The organism is Priestia endophytica (assembly GCF_026790145.1).
GTDB lineage: Bacteria > Bacillota > Bacilli > Bacillales > Bacillaceae_H > Bacillus_I > Bacillus_I endophytica_A.
This window is the reverse complement of sequence record NZ_JALAMS010000020.1, coordinates 112,704-128,170: the sequence shown is the minus strand read 5'-3', so window position 1 is coordinate 128,170 and position 15,467 is coordinate 112,704. Positions and strand designations below refer to the sequence as shown.

17 protein-coding genes and 1 other annotated feature are annotated in these 15,467 nt (G+C 38.3%); of the genes, 15 read left to right on the top strand and 2 right to left on the bottom strand.

Annotated features, from left to right (window positions below):
- Nucleotides 1-66: 66 nt before the first annotated feature.
- The 11 genes from MOC86_RS16970 (at nt 67) to pheA (ending at nt 9,391) form a co-directional block, all read left to right on the top strand.
- Nucleotides 67-846, top strand: coding sequence for a M23 family metallopeptidase (locus tag MOC86_RS16970; protein WP_243517414.1), 780 nt, complete (start codon nt 67-69; stop codon nt 844-846).
- Nucleotides 839-1,702, top strand: a complete 864-nt coding sequence (locus MOC86_RS16965) for a site-2 protease family protein (RefSeq protein ID WP_268585185.1) — start codon at nt 839-841, stop codon at nt 1,700-1,702. Before MOC86_RS16970 ends, MOC86_RS16965 begins: the two co-directional genes overlap by 8 nt.
- A gap of 99 nt (nt 1,703-1,801) precedes the next feature.
- Nucleotides 1,802-3,235 (top strand): Rne/Rng family ribonuclease, encoded by a 1,434-nt coding sequence (locus tag MOC86_RS16960; RefSeq protein ID WP_268585184.1) that lies wholly within the window; start codon nt 1,802-1,804, stop codon nt 3,233-3,235.
- A 189-nt stretch (nt 3,236-3,424) separates the two neighbouring features.
- A complete protein-coding gene (locus MOC86_RS16955) occupies nt 3,425-4,738 on the top strand; it encodes a CitMHS family transporter (protein ID WP_268585183.1) in 1,314 nt (437 codons plus the stop codon).
- 120 nt (nt 4,739-4,858) lie between these two features.
- Nucleotides 4,859-4,931, top strand: a sequence feature (ribosomal protein L21 leader region).
- 14 nt (nt 4,932-4,945) lie between these two features.
- Nucleotides 4,946-5,254 (top strand): 50S ribosomal protein L21, encoded by a 309-nt coding sequence (gene rplU, locus MOC86_RS16950; protein WP_019391336.1) that lies wholly within the window; start codon nt 4,946-4,948, stop codon nt 5,252-5,254.
- Nucleotides 5,255-5,265: 11 nt separating this feature from the next.
- Nucleotides 5,266-5,598 (top strand): ribosomal-processing cysteine protease Prp, encoded by a 333-nt coding sequence (locus MOC86_RS16945; RefSeq protein ID WP_243517424.1) that lies wholly within the window; start codon nt 5,266-5,268, stop codon nt 5,596-5,598.
- A gap of 16 nt (nt 5,599-5,614) precedes the next feature.
- Nucleotides 5,615-5,905: a 50S ribosomal protein L27 gene (gene rpmA, locus MOC86_RS16940; RefSeq protein ID WP_019391338.1), complete on the top strand. Its 291-nt coding sequence runs from the start codon at nt 5,615-5,617 to the stop codon at nt 5,903-5,905.
- A gap of 184 nt (nt 5,906-6,089) precedes the next feature.
- A complete protein-coding gene (locus MOC86_RS16935) occupies nt 6,090-6,641 on the top strand; it encodes a Spo0B C-terminal domain-containing protein (protein ID WP_268585182.1) in 552 nt (183 codons plus the stop codon).
- A 39-nt stretch (nt 6,642-6,680) separates the two neighbouring features.
- Nucleotides 6,681-7,967, top strand: a complete 1,287-nt coding sequence (gene obgE / locus MOC86_RS16930) for a GTPase ObgE (RefSeq protein ID WP_243517429.1) — start codon at nt 6,681-6,683, stop codon at nt 7,965-7,967.
- 32 nt (nt 7,968-7,999) lie between these two features.
- Nucleotides 8,000-8,449 carry an ACT domain-containing protein gene (locus MOC86_RS16925; RefSeq protein WP_019391341.1) on the top strand — a complete coding sequence of 150 codons (450 nt, stop codon included), beginning with the start codon at nt 8,000-8,002 and terminating at the stop codon, nt 8,447-8,449.
- Nucleotides 8,450-8,536: 87 nt separating this feature from the next.
- Nucleotides 8,537-9,391 (top strand): prephenate dehydratase, encoded by an 855-nt coding sequence (pheA, locus tag MOC86_RS16920; RefSeq protein WP_268585181.1) that lies wholly within the window; start codon nt 8,537-8,539, stop codon nt 9,389-9,391.
- Between the two features lie 88 nt (nt 9,392-9,479).
- On the opposite strand, the gene MOC86_RS16915 is transcribed toward pheA, so the two are convergent.
- On the bottom strand, nt 9,480-10,022 hold the full coding sequence (locus MOC86_RS16915; RefSeq protein ID WP_268585180.1) for a transcription repressor NadR: 543 nt from the start codon (nt 10,020-10,022) through the stop codon (nt 9,480-9,482).
- A 12-nt stretch (nt 10,023-10,034) separates the two neighbouring features.
- Nucleotides 10,035-11,114, bottom strand: coding sequence for an IscS subfamily cysteine desulfurase (locus MOC86_RS16910; protein ID WP_268585179.1), 1,080 nt, complete (start codon nt 11,112-11,114; stop codon nt 10,035-10,037).
- A gap of 97 nt (nt 11,115-11,211) precedes the next feature.
- Between MOC86_RS16910 and nadB the strand changes: the two genes are divergently transcribed.
- The 4 genes from nadB to safA all read left to right on the top strand — a co-directional run.
- Nucleotides 11,212-12,696, top strand: a complete 1,485-nt coding sequence (gene nadB, locus MOC86_RS16905) for an L-aspartate oxidase (RefSeq protein ID WP_268585178.1) — start codon at nt 11,212-11,214, stop codon at nt 12,694-12,696.
- A gap of 11 nt (nt 12,697-12,707) precedes the next feature.
- Entirely contained in the window at nt 12,708-13,562 is an 855-nt protein-coding gene (gene nadC / locus MOC86_RS16900; protein WP_268585177.1) for a carboxylating nicotinate-nucleotide diphosphorylase, read from the top strand.
- The gene (gene nadA, locus MOC86_RS16895) at nt 13,559-14,656 is read left to right on the top strand and encodes a quinolinate synthase NadA (RefSeq protein ID WP_268585176.1); all 1,098 of its coding nucleotides are present in this window, start codon (nt 13,559-13,561) and stop codon (nt 14,654-14,656) included. Before nadC ends, nadA begins: the two co-directional genes overlap by 4 nt.
- A 172-nt stretch (nt 14,657-14,828) precedes the next feature.
- Nucleotides 14,829-15,467 (top strand): SafA/ExsA family spore coat assembly protein (safA, locus tag MOC86_RS16890; protein ID WP_268585175.1); only part of this gene is annotated, 639 nt, incomplete at its 3' end.

Below are 15,467 nucleotides of genomic sequence, written 5' to 3'. Positions count from 1 at the left end.
TTGTCATAACCTCACAGGACAAGTCATACATTTGTTACAAATGACTTGAAGGATTGGTGAGAAGCGATGAATCGACGTGTCCAAGAAGTTCGTAAGCGAATAGCCGATCGGCGAAAAAATGGAGGAAAAGAAGAGAAGCCGCAAAGGAAGTTTTCATACGATGATTTAATTTCAGATGAGGAAAACTACAGTGGAGAACGATTTCCGACTTATGAATACAATCCAGAAAGCAAAGAACACCATCCGTTATTCTCTCCTCAGTGGTTTCTATTTAAGCTGTTAACTTCTTTCTGTCTTGTTTTAATTGTTGCTATTCTTTTTAGAAATCCAGCAGTACAGCTCGACGGAGCAAGAGCTTTTGTAGAAGATACGATGGAGGAAAGTTTTCAGTTTGCTAAAATGTCTGCTTGGTATGAAGAGAAGTTTGGTGAACCTCTCGCTCTCATTCCAAAATCTGTAGGAGAAGAGCCGACAGAGGAAGCAAACTCTCAGTACGTTGTGCCAGCATCAGGGAATGTTGTTGAAACATTTGCAAGCTCAAAAAAAGGGGTAACCGTTGAAACAGGAAGTCAAACAGCGGTGCAAGCTATGGATGCAGGATTTGTTAAAAGCATTGAAGAGAAAAAAGGTTTTGGAAATACAGTTTCAATTCAGCATGCTGACGGATCAGAGTCGTGGTATAGCGGGCTTGCAAATATTGATGTAAAAACGTTTGATTTTATTGAAAAAGGACAGGTTATTGGAAAAGTGAAGGCAGAAGGGGACGATAAAAAAGGAAGCTATGGATTTGCTCTTTATAAAGATGGTAAATTTATGGACCCTAGTAAGGTGATCTCCTTTGAATAACTTTCTTCATCTTTTTCGCTCAACGCATATCCATCCGCTTCTTTGGGCTATCTTAGCAATAGGGATCATGACAGGTCATATCTATGACCTTATCCTCTTATTTTCATTAGTATTATTACATGAGCTTGGGCACGTTTTTGCCGCTAGCTTTTTTTCATGGAAAATCAAAAAAATTATGCTCTTTCCATTTGGAGGAGTAGCTGAAATTGATGAATATGGAAACAGACCGCTTTATCAAGAAGTGATTGTCATTCTGAGCGGGCCGTTTGTTCACCTTATTTTAATGTTAGGATCTTTTATTGCTCTTTCGTCTTCTCTTATTACACAGGAATTTTATGAACAGTTTATGTTTCAAAACGTTCTTTTACTTTGTTTTAATTTGCTTCCGATTTATCCGCTTGACGGGGGAAAACTCATGTTTGTTTCGTTTAGTCTTTTTGATTCTTTTCAAAAGTCCTTTGAAAAAACGCTTCGTATTTCAGCTGTTTTTCTATCGTGCATTGCGGTAGTCGCTCTTTTTCTTTATTCTACTCATCTGCATCTTTGGATGGTGTTGTGCTATCTATGTTATAGCCTTTATTATGAATGGAAACAAAGGGACTATCTTTATATTCGTTTCCTTCTTGATCGATACTATGGCAAAGGGGAAACAATCCTTGATCTTTCCCCACTTGCCGTAAATGGGGGAGAAAAGATTTATCATATTATTCGTAGGTTTAAAAGAGGACAAAAACATATCATTATTGTGGAGGAAAAAGAAGGAAGAAAGCAACTGGATGAAAATGAGCTTCTTCATGCTTATTTTGTAGATAAGCGCATTAATGATTCTATTGATGAGCTTGTTGCCTTTTATTAAAAAGAGGGTGAAAAGGAAAGTAACAGACAAACATGTTACTTTCCTTTTTGTTATGGTAAAATCCAACTACATAAGAGATAACGAAAGGGATTTGGACATATGACAGCAAAATTGATAATTGAAACGGCAACAAATCTTCATAAGATAGCTCATTTACAGGATAGCCAAGTACAGGCTTTTTATATTGAAGAACAAAAAGCTATCCACTATGTTGGCAATATTTATGTTGGACGTGTGAAAAAAGTTGTAAAAGGGATGGACGCTGCTTTTGTAGATATTGGAGGAGAAAAAAACGGATATTTACATAAAAGTGAAGTGTTTCTTGATGAGCACGAAATGTTTACAGAACGTATAAAAGAAGGACAAAAAATTCTCGTACAAGTAAGCAAAGAAGAAAGAGGAACAAAGGGACCTAAGTTGACAACGTTTATTGAATTTTCAAGCTCGTACGTTGTTTATTTTCCTTATAGCGGATACGTAGCTGTTTCAAAAAAGATAGCGGAAAAAGAAAAGTGGACAAGCTTTGGGGAGAGCATTGTAGAAGGATCGGAAGGGCTTCTCTTACGAAGCGCCATTGAAGGAGTGTCTCCTAGCAAAATAGAACAAGAAATTGTTACTCTTAGAAAAGAAGCGGAGGGAGTTATCGGGGAACTCCAAGCGGAAGGACCAGTACCTCGAGTTGTTTACCAAAGGGAAGATTTTATTACAAATATGATAAAAAAGGCAAAAGTGGACAGGCTTGAGCTTATTGTTGATTCGTTTGAAATGAAAAAAAAGCTTCAAGCTTCTTTTCCAGAAGCAACAGTTATTTTTCAACGTGAGAAAGAGAGCCTTTTTGACATATACCACCTTCAAAAAGAGCTTGAAAAAGCACTGCAAAAAACGGTCTGGCTTCCAAGCGGTGGTTCATTAGTTATTGAAGAAACAGAGGCGATGACAGTTATTGATGTAAATACAAGCAGGTTTGTAGGAAAAACGTCTCAAGCTCAGACTATTTTAGAGACAAATCTTGAAGCAGCAAAAGAAGTGGCTCGACAACTTCGCCTTCGCAATCTTGGAGGCATTATTATGATTGATTTTATTAACATGAAAAACAAAGAAGATGGAGAAAAAGTGTTACAAAAGCTAAAAACAGAAACAGAACAAGATCCAGTAAGGACGCTTATTTTTGGTTTTACAAGACTTGGGTTAGTAGAGGTGACACGTAAAAAAGAGCGAGATAGCTTGCAGCATCTTTTCCTAAAAGATTGTGATGTTTGTAAAACAATGGGAAAATATAAAAATGAGAAAAAAACGTTGAATGATATAGAAGGGGAACTGCTTTCATATAAAGAAGAGGCAGCATGGATAGAACTTTCTCCTTTGCTTTCATTTAACAAGGAAGAGATGGAAAAATGGAAAGAAGAGCAGGAGATAGAACTTTACCTAACAGAAGGAGGAGAACTTACGCCATTTTACCGTCTTCGTCATATCGGTTCAAGAGAAGAAGTGGAGCAGAGAATAAAAGAAAATAAGGTTGAATTTCTATTTTAAAAAAGAAGGGTAAAACCTTCTTTTTTTACTTAGTATCTTCTCGTGAACAAAATGAACAAAAAGGATATTAAGAATTTAAAGCTCAATAATTTGGAAACGATTACATTCAGAATTTTTTAATTTATACTATTTTTAGTGATGAACTATCGTTTTTAAGGGGAATTTTTGAGAGACAAAGGGGGAGAAAATATGTTAGCTACGCTTGGATTTTTAATGATCGCCGTCTTTATGTATCTGATCATTACGAAACGAATGTCAGCTATGGTTGCACTTATTATTATTCCAATCTTGTTTGCAATAATTGGGGGATTTGCAGCAGGGTTAGGCGATATGATGCTTGCAGGGGTAGAGCAAGTAGCACCAACAGGTGTTATGCTGATGTTTGCTATTTTATACTTTGGAATTATGATTGATGCTGGTTTGTTTGATCCACTTGTATCTACAATCCTGAAAATTGTAAAGGGAGATCCAGTAAAGATTGTCATGGGAACAGCTATTCTTTCCATGCTTATTGCATTAGATGGAGATGGAACAACAACATATATGATTACAGTTTCAGCAATGCTGCCGCTTTATACAAGACTTGGAATGAATCCGTTAATCCTAACCTGTGTTGCTATGCTTTCATTTAGCTTTATGAATATGTCTCCATGGGGTGGACCTACAGCTCGTGCAGTAAGTGCCCTTCAGCTTGATGTGGCAGACGTCTTTTTACCACTTGTTCCAGTAATGATTTCAGCAGCACTATGGACACTATTTACAGCTTATATTTTAGGGAAGAAAGAGAAAAAACGCTTAGGTGTTATCGACATCGACTATTCACAAAATCTAGCTTTTAACCAGCAGAGCGCTGCTGTAGATATTGGAGCAGACGATACCTCTATTAAACGTCCAAAGCTTTTATATGTAAACTTAGCTCTAACAATTGCTCTATTAGTATGTTTAGTGATGGGTGTACTTCCACTTGCAACTTTATTTATGATTGCTTTTGTTGTTGCGCTTATGATTAACTATCCAAAATTTGATGATCAAAAAGAACGGATTTCCAATCATGCAGGAAACGTCCTTGCAGTTGTTGGCTTAGTATTTGCTTCAGGAATTTTTACAGGAATTCTTTCAGGAACAGAGATGGTTGATGCAATGGCAAATGCGCTTGTTTCTGTTATTCCTGAATCATTAGGTTCATTTTTTCCTGTCATTACAGCATTAACTAGTTTGCCGTTTACGTATTTTATGGCAAACGATCCGTACTACTACGGAGTGTTACCGATTTTAGCAGAAACGGCTTCAGCTTACGGTGTAGATCCTGTTGAAATGGCTCGTGCTTCTGTTTTAGGGCAGCCAATTCACGCGATGAGTCCACTTATGGCTTCTGCATATTTATTAGTAGGAATGGCGAAAGTAGAATTTGGAGATCACCAAAAGTTTTACTTTAAATGGGCACTGGGTGGCTGTCTTGTGATGATTGCTGTAGCTCTTGTTACAGGGATCATCACCTTCTAAAAAAACTGCAGCATCTGCTGCAGTTTTTTCTTGTGTAAAATTTGGAATGACTTCATTAGAGAATATGATTGACATAGGGAGAAGAAATATAGTATTATTTTCTATGTGATTATTGTAGCACCCGTGCTACAACCGCGCAGAACAGGTTTTAAAGTCCATTGTGACACCTGGGATGGCGAGTCTGAGTCTTACAGGGAGGTGCAGAGAATGTACGCTATTATTGAAACTGGTGGTAAACAAGTTAAAGTTGAAGAAGGTCAAGCTATCTACATTGAAAAACTTAACGTAGAGCAAGACGAAACAGTAACTTTCGACAAAGTACTATTAGTAGGTGGGGACAACGTTAAAGTTGGAGCTCCTTACGTTGATGGTGCAACAGTTAGCGCTAAAGTTGAAAAACAAGGTCGCGCTAAAAAGATTACTGTATTCAAATACAAAGCTAAGAAAAACTACAGCCGTAAACAAGGTCACCGTCAACCTTACACAAAAGTTGTTATTGATAAAATCAATGCATAAGGAATGGTTGCATGGTTAAAGTAGTTCTTTCTCGTAATGAAGCAGGTCATATTACTTCTTTTGAAATAAGTGGACACGCAGAATTTGCGGAACACGGTAAAGATTTAGTATGCGCCGCTGTTACAGCTGTGTCATTTGGGACAGTAAACGCGATTATTTCTTTATGTGATACAATGCCAGGCCTTGAACAAGGTGAGGACGGCGGTTATCTTAACTGCCTCATTCCTGAAGACTTAGAAGAGGATGTTGCTCGCAACGTTCAGCTCCTTCTCGAAGGAATGGTTGTTTCACTTGAAACAATCGAGCGTGATTATGGACAATATATAAACATTGTATCTCAATAAAGAGGAGGTGGAACATATGCTAAGATTAGATCTTCAGTTTTTCGCATCGAAAAAAGGGGTAGGTAGTACAAAGAACGGTCGTGACTCTATCTCTAAACGCCTTGGTGCTAAACGTGCAGATGGTCAATTTGTAACTGGTGGTTCTATCCTTTACCGTCAACGCGGTACAAAAATCTATCCAGGTGCAAACGTTTCTCGTGGTGGAGACGATACTCTTTTCGCGAAAATCGATGGTATCGTAAAATTCGAGCGTTATGGACGTGACCGTAAAAAAGTGAGCGTTTATCCAGTAGCGCAAGAAGCTTAAAACGTAATCGTACACAAAAAGAAAACTCTAACCAAGATTGGTTAGAGTTTTTCTTTTTGTTGAGACATATTGCTAGGGTTGTGCTCATAGACTAGATAATTTGCTATAATGCATATATGGTCTGTTTTGTTTTCTTTGCTGTTGAAAGAAGAACAAAGCATGTTTTAAGGTTAGGGGTTGGAAAATGAGTAAAGAGTGGGATGTTGTTGAACTTTTAAAGCATGCACGCCATGACTGGCTAAATAGGCTGCAGCTCATTAAGGGAAATTTATCATTGAATCGTCTTGACCGTGTCCAACAAACGATTGAAGAGATTATTGCCATCTCTAAAAATGAATCAAAGCTAACGAGTACAGGGGCACATAAGTTGACTGCGCTTCTTTTAACATATGGGTTTAGAGAAACGGTTTTAAAGCTCGATATCGAAGTGAACGGCGAAGTGTGTGATTTATCTCCTTATGATGAAGAGCTTACAGATTGGTGTGAATCGCTTTTTTATGTACTAGAAAATGTAGTAAATAAAGAAAGTAATCATCACCTTGATGTTTCTTTTTATCTTGAAGAAGGTCCATCATTGTTTTTTGATTTCAGTGGCATAATAGAGAATGAAAAAAAGATAGAAGAATGGTTATCAAAAGAAACGTTAACCATGTTTAATATAGCTTGCTACAAAATAGCAAAAGATGAATTGACGGTTCAGCTTGTTATGAATGAAAAGCAACACAGCAATTCATAAAAAGTAAGAACGTGATATAGGGAACGGAGTGAAAATGAAATGTTTGTCGATCAGGTCAAAGTCTACGTAAGAGGTGGAGACGGCGGAAATGGAATGGTTGCTTTCCGTCGCGAGAAGTATGTACCAAATGGAGGACCAGCAGGTGGTGATGGTGGTAAAGGAGCAGACGTTGTCTTTGAAGTTGAAGAAGGACTTCGTACACTAATGGATTTCCGTTATAAGCGCCATTTTAAAGCAAAACATGGTGAAAACGGAATGCCTAAAAACCAACACGGTCGTAATGCAGAGCCACTTGTTGTAAAGGTCCCGCCTGGCACTGTTGTAAAAGATGATGATACAGGTGAAGTTATCGCGGATTTAACAGAGCATGGTCAGCGTGCTGTCATTGCAAAAGGTGGTCGTAGCGGACGCGGAAATACGCGATTCGCAACACCGGCAAACCCAGCACCAGAGCTTTCTGAGAAAGGGGAACCAGGTCAAGAGCGCTATATTGTGATGGAGCTTAAAGTGCTAGCAGATGTCGGTCTTGTAGGCTTCCCAAGCGTTGGGAAATCAACCCTTCTTTCTATTGTATCTGCGGCAAAGCCTAAAATTGCTGCTTATCATTTTACAACAATTGCACCTAACTTAGGTGTGGTAGAAACAGAAGATAATCGTAGCTTTGTGATGGCTGACTTGCCTGGGCTTATTGAAGGGGCACATGAGGGAGTAGGACTTGGTCATCAGTTCCTTCGCCATATCGAGCGTACAAGAGTTATTGTGCACGTGATTGATATGTCTGGCATGGAAGGCAGAGATCCTTATGAAGACTACGTTACAATTAACAAGGAGCTTAAGGAATATAATCTTCGTTTAACAGAGCGTCCTCAAGTTGTTGTAGCAAATAAAATGGACGTGCCTGAAGCAGAAGAGAACTTAAAAGCGTTTCAGGAGAAAGTTGGCGAAGAAGTAAAAGTTATTCCAATTTCAGCTATTGCACGTAAAGGACTTCGTGATCTTTTATTCACAGTTGCTGATCTTCTTGAAACAACACCAGAGTTTCCTCTTTATAGTGAAGAAGAGCTTGCAAATCAACATGTTATGTACAAGTTCCAAGAGGAAGATAAAGAGTTCCATCTTACACGTGATAGTGAAGGAGCTTATGTACTTTCAGGTGAGAAGATTGAGAAACTATTCAAGATGACAGACTTCTCAAGAGATGAATCTGTACGCCGTTTTGCTCGTCAGCTTCGAGGCATGGGTGTTGATGAAGCATTGCGTGAACGTGGAGCGCAAGATGGGGATATTGTAAAACTTCTTGAATATGAATTTGAATTCTTAGAGTAGATGGTAAAAGGGAACAGAGAGGGGAGTTCTCGTTGAAGAAAATCGATCAGAAATTTTATTTAGTTCGGGAGGATGTCTTACCAGAAGCAATGAAGAAGACGCTTGATGCAAAACTTCTGCTTGAACGTGGAAAGGCGGACTCAATTGCTGACGCTGTACAGCTTGTTGATTTAAGTCGCAGCGCTTACTACAAGTATAGAGAAACGGTATTTCCGTTTCATACTATGGTGAAAGAACGTATCATCTCGCTTTTCTTCCACTTGGAAGACCGCTCTGGTACTCTTTCACATCTATTAGGTCTTGTTGCTTCAAGCGGGTGTAATGTATTAACAATTCACCAGACTATTCCACTGCAAGGGCGTGCAAATGTAACCCTTTCACTAGATGTTTCTGGTTTAAAAACAGATCTAGAAGACCTTCTTTCAAGATTGCGGGCATTGGAATTTGTTGATAAAGTAGATGTATTAGGCTCGGGAGCTTAATAAAAACAGCTTGACGATCAATCAAGCTGTTTTCTTTACATATTAAATTTTGAAAAATAAAAAAATAAAGACATAGGAGAGAGAACTGTGAAGAAAGTTGGATATTTAGGACCAGAAGCAACATTTACACATATTGCCGTAGAATCTGTTTTCAAACAGATAACCTCACATCCGTATCGCACCATTCCTTCGTGCATTGATGGCGTAACAGACAGAGAAGTAGATTATGCGGTTGTTCCGTTAGAAAATGCTCTTGAAGGCTCCGTAAACTTAACACTCGATTATTTAATCCATGAAAAACGTCTGCCAATTGTAGGAGAGATTGTGCTGCCGATTCGTCAACATTTTATGGTGCATCCTAAATATATAGATGAGTGGCAAAATGTTGAAGGCGTGTATTCACACCCACATGCAATTGCTCAATGTCATAAATTTCTTCATGATACATTTCGCAACACACCTCTACATGAAGTAACATCAACGGCCTATGCAGCAAAACATGTTTATGAAAAAGAAGATGAGAAGATAGGGGCAATTGCAAACGAGTTTGCGGCGAAAAAATATGGATTACAAATTGTCAAAAAAGATGTGCATGACTATGATCATAACACAACGCGTTTTCTCATTTTAAATCAAGAAAATGCCCCACTAGAACAAACACTTTTAGAACATAACGGTTATAAAACAACGCTGATGATTACACTATCTGAAAACCCAGCAGGAGCCCTACACCGCGTGTTGTCTGCTTTTTCTTGGCGTAATCTTAACTTATCAAAAATTGAATCACGTCCAATGAAAACAGGACTTGGGAATTATTTCTTTATTATCGATATCGAGCAAAAGCTTGATGATGTATTGATCCCTGGAGCAATTGCTGAAATTGAGGCATTAGGGTGTAATGTAACCCTTTTAGGAAGCTATCCTTACTACATTATCAAATAGGAACCTAGTACAGCTTAGGAGCCTTTTAGCTATAAAGAAAAGAACGCTTGTAGTTCCAAGCGTTCTTTTTTCTGTAGCTAAAAGTATTTTATTCTTCGACTAAAATACCTGCCTTACGCAAAGCGTCACACGCTTCATCAAGCTGTTTTGAGGAATCAGCTTCAACTGTGTGAAGGTGACCGCCTTTTGTTAGTTCAAGCAAGAAAGCAGCTTTCGCTGAGCGGATTTTATCAATAAAGTTCGCGACATCTTTACGATTGCGAAGACCAAGCGAAGCCGTAAGCTCTCCATAAACAGAATGTTCAACAATTACATCTTTTACTGTGACACCATGGTCAACAAGGAGAAGGAGCTCGCGTTCCGATTCGTCTGGACCGTGTTTACAAGCAATAATACGCGTTTGTTTTTGCTCTGCTTGTGTTCTCGACATATAAAGATAGCCTTGACTTGTTGCCATAATAGGCTCGTTTCGCGCTTTTAATAGCGAGATGTCTTGTACGATAACTTGTCTACTCACATTTGTACGTTTTGATAGGTCACTGCCTGTTAACGGAGCGTTCGAATCTTTTAACCATTGAAGCAAAAGATCTCGTCTTTTTTCCCCTAAAATCTTTTTTTGTTCATCCTTCATTTTTGAACTCCTTTATGAGGTTGTTAATAATTTTAAGCAGCCTGTAAAAGCTTTAATGTCTTCAATCGTTGTTGAAGTGCCAAATGAAATACGAAAGAGTTGTTTACTTTCATGAGTGTTTTTTCCCATTGCCATCATATATGGGGAAGGTTCCTGCTGTCCAACAAGACAAGCGCTTCCTGTTGAAATGGCAATATTGTACTTATTGCACCATAGCATAACATACTGACCTTCTAAGCTCTCCATCTTCATTCCAACGATAGAAGGAAGAGCATCAGGAGGGCTTATAATTTCAGCTGATACAGGAATATGATTGATAAGCTCTCTTCTTAAGTTTACATGACTGTTATAGGTATCCGCCAATATTTTCTTTTGTTCCTGCGCAGCAACAGTAAACCCAACAATACTTGGCACATCAATCGTACCATGCTGCTTTACTTTAGGAATCTCTTTAGAAAGATAAAGAGCACCAGTTCCTTTTGGCCCGTATATTTTATGACTTGCGATAGATAAGCTTGTAATGTGCATATCTCTTACATTAATAGGAAGCTTTAAGAAAGATTGAACTCCATCACAGTGGAAAGGAATATTATATATTTTAGCAATCTCTCCAATTTCTTTTACAGGATGAACCGTTCCGAGCTCATGATTGACGTGTTGAATGGCGATAAGACATGTCTCATCTGTAATACATTCATGCAAGTTTTCAAGATTAATCGTTCCATCTTCTCTAATGGATACATAAGAGATATCATATCCTTCTTCTTCTAGTGTATCCCAAAGATTCAGAAGTGACGAATGTTCGAGCTTTGAAGTAATAATGTGTTTTTTAGAGGGGGGAGAACTCCCTAATATACTCCTAACAGCAAGCTGGTTACTATCAGACCCACCGTTTGTAAAATATATTTCTTCCTCGCTAGCTTGGATATAAGAAGCGAGTTCGGATTTACACATTTTTACCATTTCTTTCGCTTTTGTTCCTTCATCATGAAGGCTATTTGTATTTCCAAAAAATTTTTCAGCACTTTCACAATAAGCTTGGAGCGCGTTTTTACTTATTGGTGTTGTTGCAGCATAGTCTAAATAAATCATTTTTGTTTCTCCTTTATAAAAATCAAAGTCTTGTATTTTATTAAATAATATGTAAATATAGGTGTCAAGACACATGTAAAGTTGAGGGGTAGTGATTATGATATATGATGTCATTTTGATTGGAAGTGGCCTTGCAACACTTGTGACAGCAGCGAAGTTATCAGATAACAAAAAGATCCTTGTTATCACAAAGGATGAATTGAAACAAAGCAGTTCTAGTCTTGCACAAGGTGGAATTGCTGCTGTTATGTCACCTGATGATCATTGGAAGTATCACTATGAAGATACTTTAAAAGCTGGTCATTATTACAATGATAAGGAAGCTGTTTCTATGCTCGTTAGAAGAGCTCAAACCGAAATAAACATCCTAATAAATGAAGGAATGACCTTTGACAAAGAGAATGGCCAAGTGGCTTTAGGTATGGAAGGCGCGCATAGCAAGCGACGTATTTTGCATGCTGGTGGTGATGCAACAGGGAGAGAGCTTGTTCGCCATTTCCGAAAAAAAGTAGGTGGTCAATCAAATATAACAATCGTAGAACACGAGCCTGTTCATACATTACATATTGAGGATGGGTATTGTATTGGTGTGTTCACCGAAAAAAATCATTATTACGGCCGCCATACTGTACTAGCTTCAGGTGGATGTGGAGGTCTTTATCGTTTTAGCTCAAATCCAGATGAAAACAGAGGAGACGGAATAGCTCTTGCTTACCGTGCAGGTGCTACATTAAAAGATCTTGAATTTATCCAATTTCATCCTACTCTTCTTCATAGAGATGGAAAAGCATTTGGCCTAGTTTCAGAAGCTGTAAGAGGAGAAGGCGGAAAGCTTATAGATGAAAACGGAAAGGCTGTTATGGATCATCATCCCCTAAAGGATTTAGCACCTCGTGATATTGTTGCACAAACAATTGATATGAAGTTGAAAAAGGGAAGCAAAGTATTTTTAGATATTACAAATATCTCAAACTTCCCAGAACGCTTTCCAACCATTCATAACAATTGTGTAAAAGCATTTGGATATCAGCCTTCCTTACTTCCTGTCGCTCCTGGGGCGCATTTTCAACTAGGTGGAATTGCTGTAAATGAAAATAGCGAATCATCCATTCCTAATCTTTATGCAATTGGAGAAGTTGCATGTACAGGAGTTCACGGAGCAAATCGACTGGCAAGTAATTCTTTATTAGAGATTCTTGTTTATGGAAGTCGCTTAGCTGCTCATTTAAACAATGAAGGAGAAGGCAATATTCAAGGAAGCTTTTTTACACCACTCAAACCGAAAAAAACAATAAAAATAACCTTGCCATCTATTCAAGAGATTCAAAGAAACCATGAAGAGGGAGCTGGGATTGTTCGGTGTAGGGAAGAACTGGAAAGATGCATGAATTGGTGTGCTCAATATCTAGAAAAAGTGTTAGAAGAAAAGCTGCACCTTTATGAGCGAGATGCAATCGAAAAAATCAATATGCTTAGAACAAGCTTTCTTATTTTCTCGGCTGCTTTGGAACGCCGAGAAAGTTTAGGAGTGCATATGCGGAGTGATACAAAAGAGATAGGTCAGCGAGAATTTATCGGATAGGAGATAGAATCATGAATGAGTTAAAAGTGAAAGAAAAGTTAACTGGATTTTTAATGGAAGATATTGGATGTGAGGATCTAACGACTAGCTCTCTTCCAAATAAGGATCAGTGGATTCAAGGTCATTTTATTTCAAAAGAGGACGGTCTTTTTGCAGGAGAAGAAATTATTAAGTTAGGTTTTTCATTGATTAGTAAGGATGCGGAAGTGATTCTTTTTAAACATGATGGTGATCGCGTCATGAAGGGAGATATTATCGCTTCTGTTGAAGGGACTTTTTCAACACTTATGGCTGGGGAGCGAGTAATTTTGAATCTTGTGCAGCGAATGAGTGGAATTGCGACAATGACAAATGAATTTGTACATGTTCTTGATGGCTCAGGAATCCGGATTTGCGATACAAGAAAAGTTATGCCAGGTTTAAAAATATTTGATAAATACGCTGTGACATGCGGGGGGGGCTATAATCATCGCTTTGGTCTTTATGATGGAGTGATGTTAAAAGACAACCATGTAGCTGCCATAGGATCAACAGGAGCTGCAATTAGAGAAGTTCGAGGGCGAGTTGGTCATATGGTTCGTATAGAAGTAGAAATTGAAACAGAAGAAGCGCTTCTCGAAGCAGTAGAGGCGAAAGCAGATATCATTATGTTTGATAATCGTTCTCCAGAAGAAATTAAGAGCTGGATGAGGCACGTTCCAGAAGATATTGTTACGGAAGTTTCGGGAGGCATTACGCTCGAAAATATTCATCAGTATAGAGAAACAGGTGTGAACTATATTTCAATCGGTGCATTAACACATTCTGTTTCAGGGCTTGATATTAGCTTTAATATTGCCTCGCAGAAGGAAGGGGAAGGAAAATGAGCATTTTAGCGGGTTTTGAAGAGAAACTATCGATCATTCCACAAAAATATAAGGAACAAGATGAGAAAGAACTTATTGCAATTGTTAAGCGAGTAAAGAAAAACCTTGGCGATAGATTGTTTATTCTCGGTCACCACTATCAAAAAGATGAAGTTATCCAGTTTGCCGATGTGACAGGAGATTCTCTTGCCCTATCAAGAGTCGCTTCAGAACAGACAAAAGCAGACTACATCGTTTTTTGCGGCGTGCATTTTATGGCTGAAACCGCTGATATTTTAACAAGTCCTCACCAGCAGGTAATTTTACCTGATATGCAAGCAGGCTGTTCGATGGCCGATATGGCAAACCTTCAACAAACAGAAGTAGCATGGTCATATCTTACTGAACAGTTTGGAGACACGATTGTGCCGCTCACATATGTAAACTCAACAGCTGAGATTAAATCATTTGTTGGCGAAAATGATGGAGCAACGTTAACAAGTTCAAATGCGGCCAAAATTGTGCAGTGGGCGCTCGGTAAAAAAGAACGAATTTTATTTCTCCCTGATCAGCATCTCGGAAGAAATACAGCGTACGAGTTAGGTATTTCACTAGAAGAGATGGCTGTATGGGATCCAATTCAAGGAAAGCTTGAATATGAAGGTAATTATGAAGACATCAAAATTATTTTATGGAAAGGGCACTGCTCTGTTCATCAAAACTTCACAGTGAAAAATATTGAAGCATTGAGAGCAACACATAGCGATATTAATATTCTTGTTCATCCTGAATGTTGTTATGAGGTTGTTCAAGCCTCGGACTATTCGGGCTCAACTTCTTTTATTATTGATAAAATTAATGAAGCTGAAAAAGGATCAAAGTGGGCGATTGGTACGGAAATGAACCTTGTTAAACGATTGATTGATAACAACCCTGACAAACAAATTATGTCCTTGAATCCTTATATGTGTCCATGTTTAACAATGAATCGAATTGACTTACCACACCTTGCATGGGCGCTTGAGAGTATTGAGGATAACAAGCCAATCAATATTATAAAAGTTCCTGAAGAAGTGCAAAATGGAGCATTAGCAGCTATTGGAAGAATGCTCTAATATAAGAAAAGGATGAGCTCTTATGTGAGAAAATGAGCTCATCCTTTTTAATGTTTTTCCACCTTATGAATAAATGTTTTTTTACAAGCATATGTTGTGAGGAAGTCTGAATTAGCAAGACACCCAGTCTGAATATACATTGTAAAGATATTGTTGCAGGAGGGGAAAAACGTTGAAAATCCATATCGTCCAAAAAGGGGATACCCTTTGGAAAATTGCAAAGAAATATGGAGTTGATTTTGAAGAAATTAAAGAAGTCAATTCACAGTTAAGCAACCCTGATATGATTATGCCAGGAATGAAGATTAAGGTGCCAACAAATAGTGTACAAATTAAAAATGAAATGCAAAATATGGACCATCCGTATAAAGAAATGCCGCAAAAACAACTTCCAATAACAGAGATTGATACAGATGAACAAATGCCACAGCAACCGCAGCAACAGATGCCACAACAATCTTATAATGAACTCCCAATGATACCACAACAGTCTTATAATGAACTCCCAATGATACCACAACAGCCTTATAATGGCCCTTATAATGGAGCACCAATGATGCCGCAACAGCCGAATAATATGAACATGCCGCCTAAAAAAGAAATGCCAATGATGCCGCCAAAGGAGATGCCTTCTTCTCCTAAAAAAGAAATGCCAATGATGCCGCCGAAAGAGATGCCTTCTTCTCCTAAAAAGGAAATGCCCAAAATGCCGAAGATGCCAAAGATGAAACCGATGTTTCCTGAGATTGACGTCAACAATTATTACAACCTAAATGTTCAACTTCCGGCACAAGAAAAACCGAAAAAAGAA

Excerpts from the sequence above, each read along its gene's own strand:
- MOC86_RS16970 (WP_243517414.1), top strand. The coding sequence starts at position 67 with ATGAATCGACGTGTCCAAGAAGTTCGTAAGCGAATAGCCGATCGGCGA.
- MOC86_RS16910 (WP_268585179.1), bottom strand. The coding sequence starts at position 11,114 with ATGATTTATTTAGACTATGCTGCAACAACACCAATAAGTAAAAACGCG.
- MOC86_RS16915 (WP_268585180.1), bottom strand. The coding sequence starts at position 10,022 with ATGAAGGATGAACAAAAAAAGATTTTAGGGGAAAAAAGACGAGATCTT.
- rpmA (WP_019391338.1), top strand. The coding sequence starts at position 5,615 with ATGCTAAGATTAGATCTTCAGTTTTTCGCATCGAAAAAAGGGGTAGGT.
- nadA (WP_268585176.1), top strand. The coding sequence starts at position 13,559 with ATGAGCATTTTAGCGGGTTTTGAAGAGAAACTATCGATCATTCCACAA.
- MOC86_RS16935 (WP_268585182.1), top strand. The coding sequence starts at position 6,090 with ATGAGTAAAGAGTGGGATGTTGTTGAACTTTTAAAGCATGCACGCCAT.
- MOC86_RS16955 (WP_268585183.1), top strand. The coding sequence starts at position 3,425 with ATGTTAGCTACGCTTGGATTTTTAATGATCGCCGTCTTTATGTATCTG.
- nadC (WP_268585177.1), top strand. The coding sequence starts at position 12,708 with ATGAATGAGTTAAAAGTGAAAGAAAAGTTAACTGGATTTTTAATGGAA.
- rplU (WP_019391336.1), top strand. The coding sequence starts at position 4,946 with ATGTACGCTATTATTGAAACTGGTGGTAAACAAGTTAAAGTTGAAGAA.
- MOC86_RS16960 (WP_268585184.1), top strand. The coding sequence starts at position 1,802 with ATGACAGCAAAATTGATAATTGAAACGGCAACAAATCTTCATAAGATA.
- obgE (WP_243517429.1), top strand. The coding sequence starts at position 6,681 with ATGTTTGTCGATCAGGTCAAAGTCTACGTAAGAGGTGGAGACGGCGGA.
- nadB (WP_268585178.1), top strand. The coding sequence starts at position 11,212 with ATGATATATGATGTCATTTTGATTGGAAGTGGCCTTGCAACACTTGTG.
- MOC86_RS16945 (WP_243517424.1), top strand. The coding sequence starts at position 5,266 with ATGGTTAAAGTAGTTCTTTCTCGTAATGAAGCAGGTCATATTACTTCT.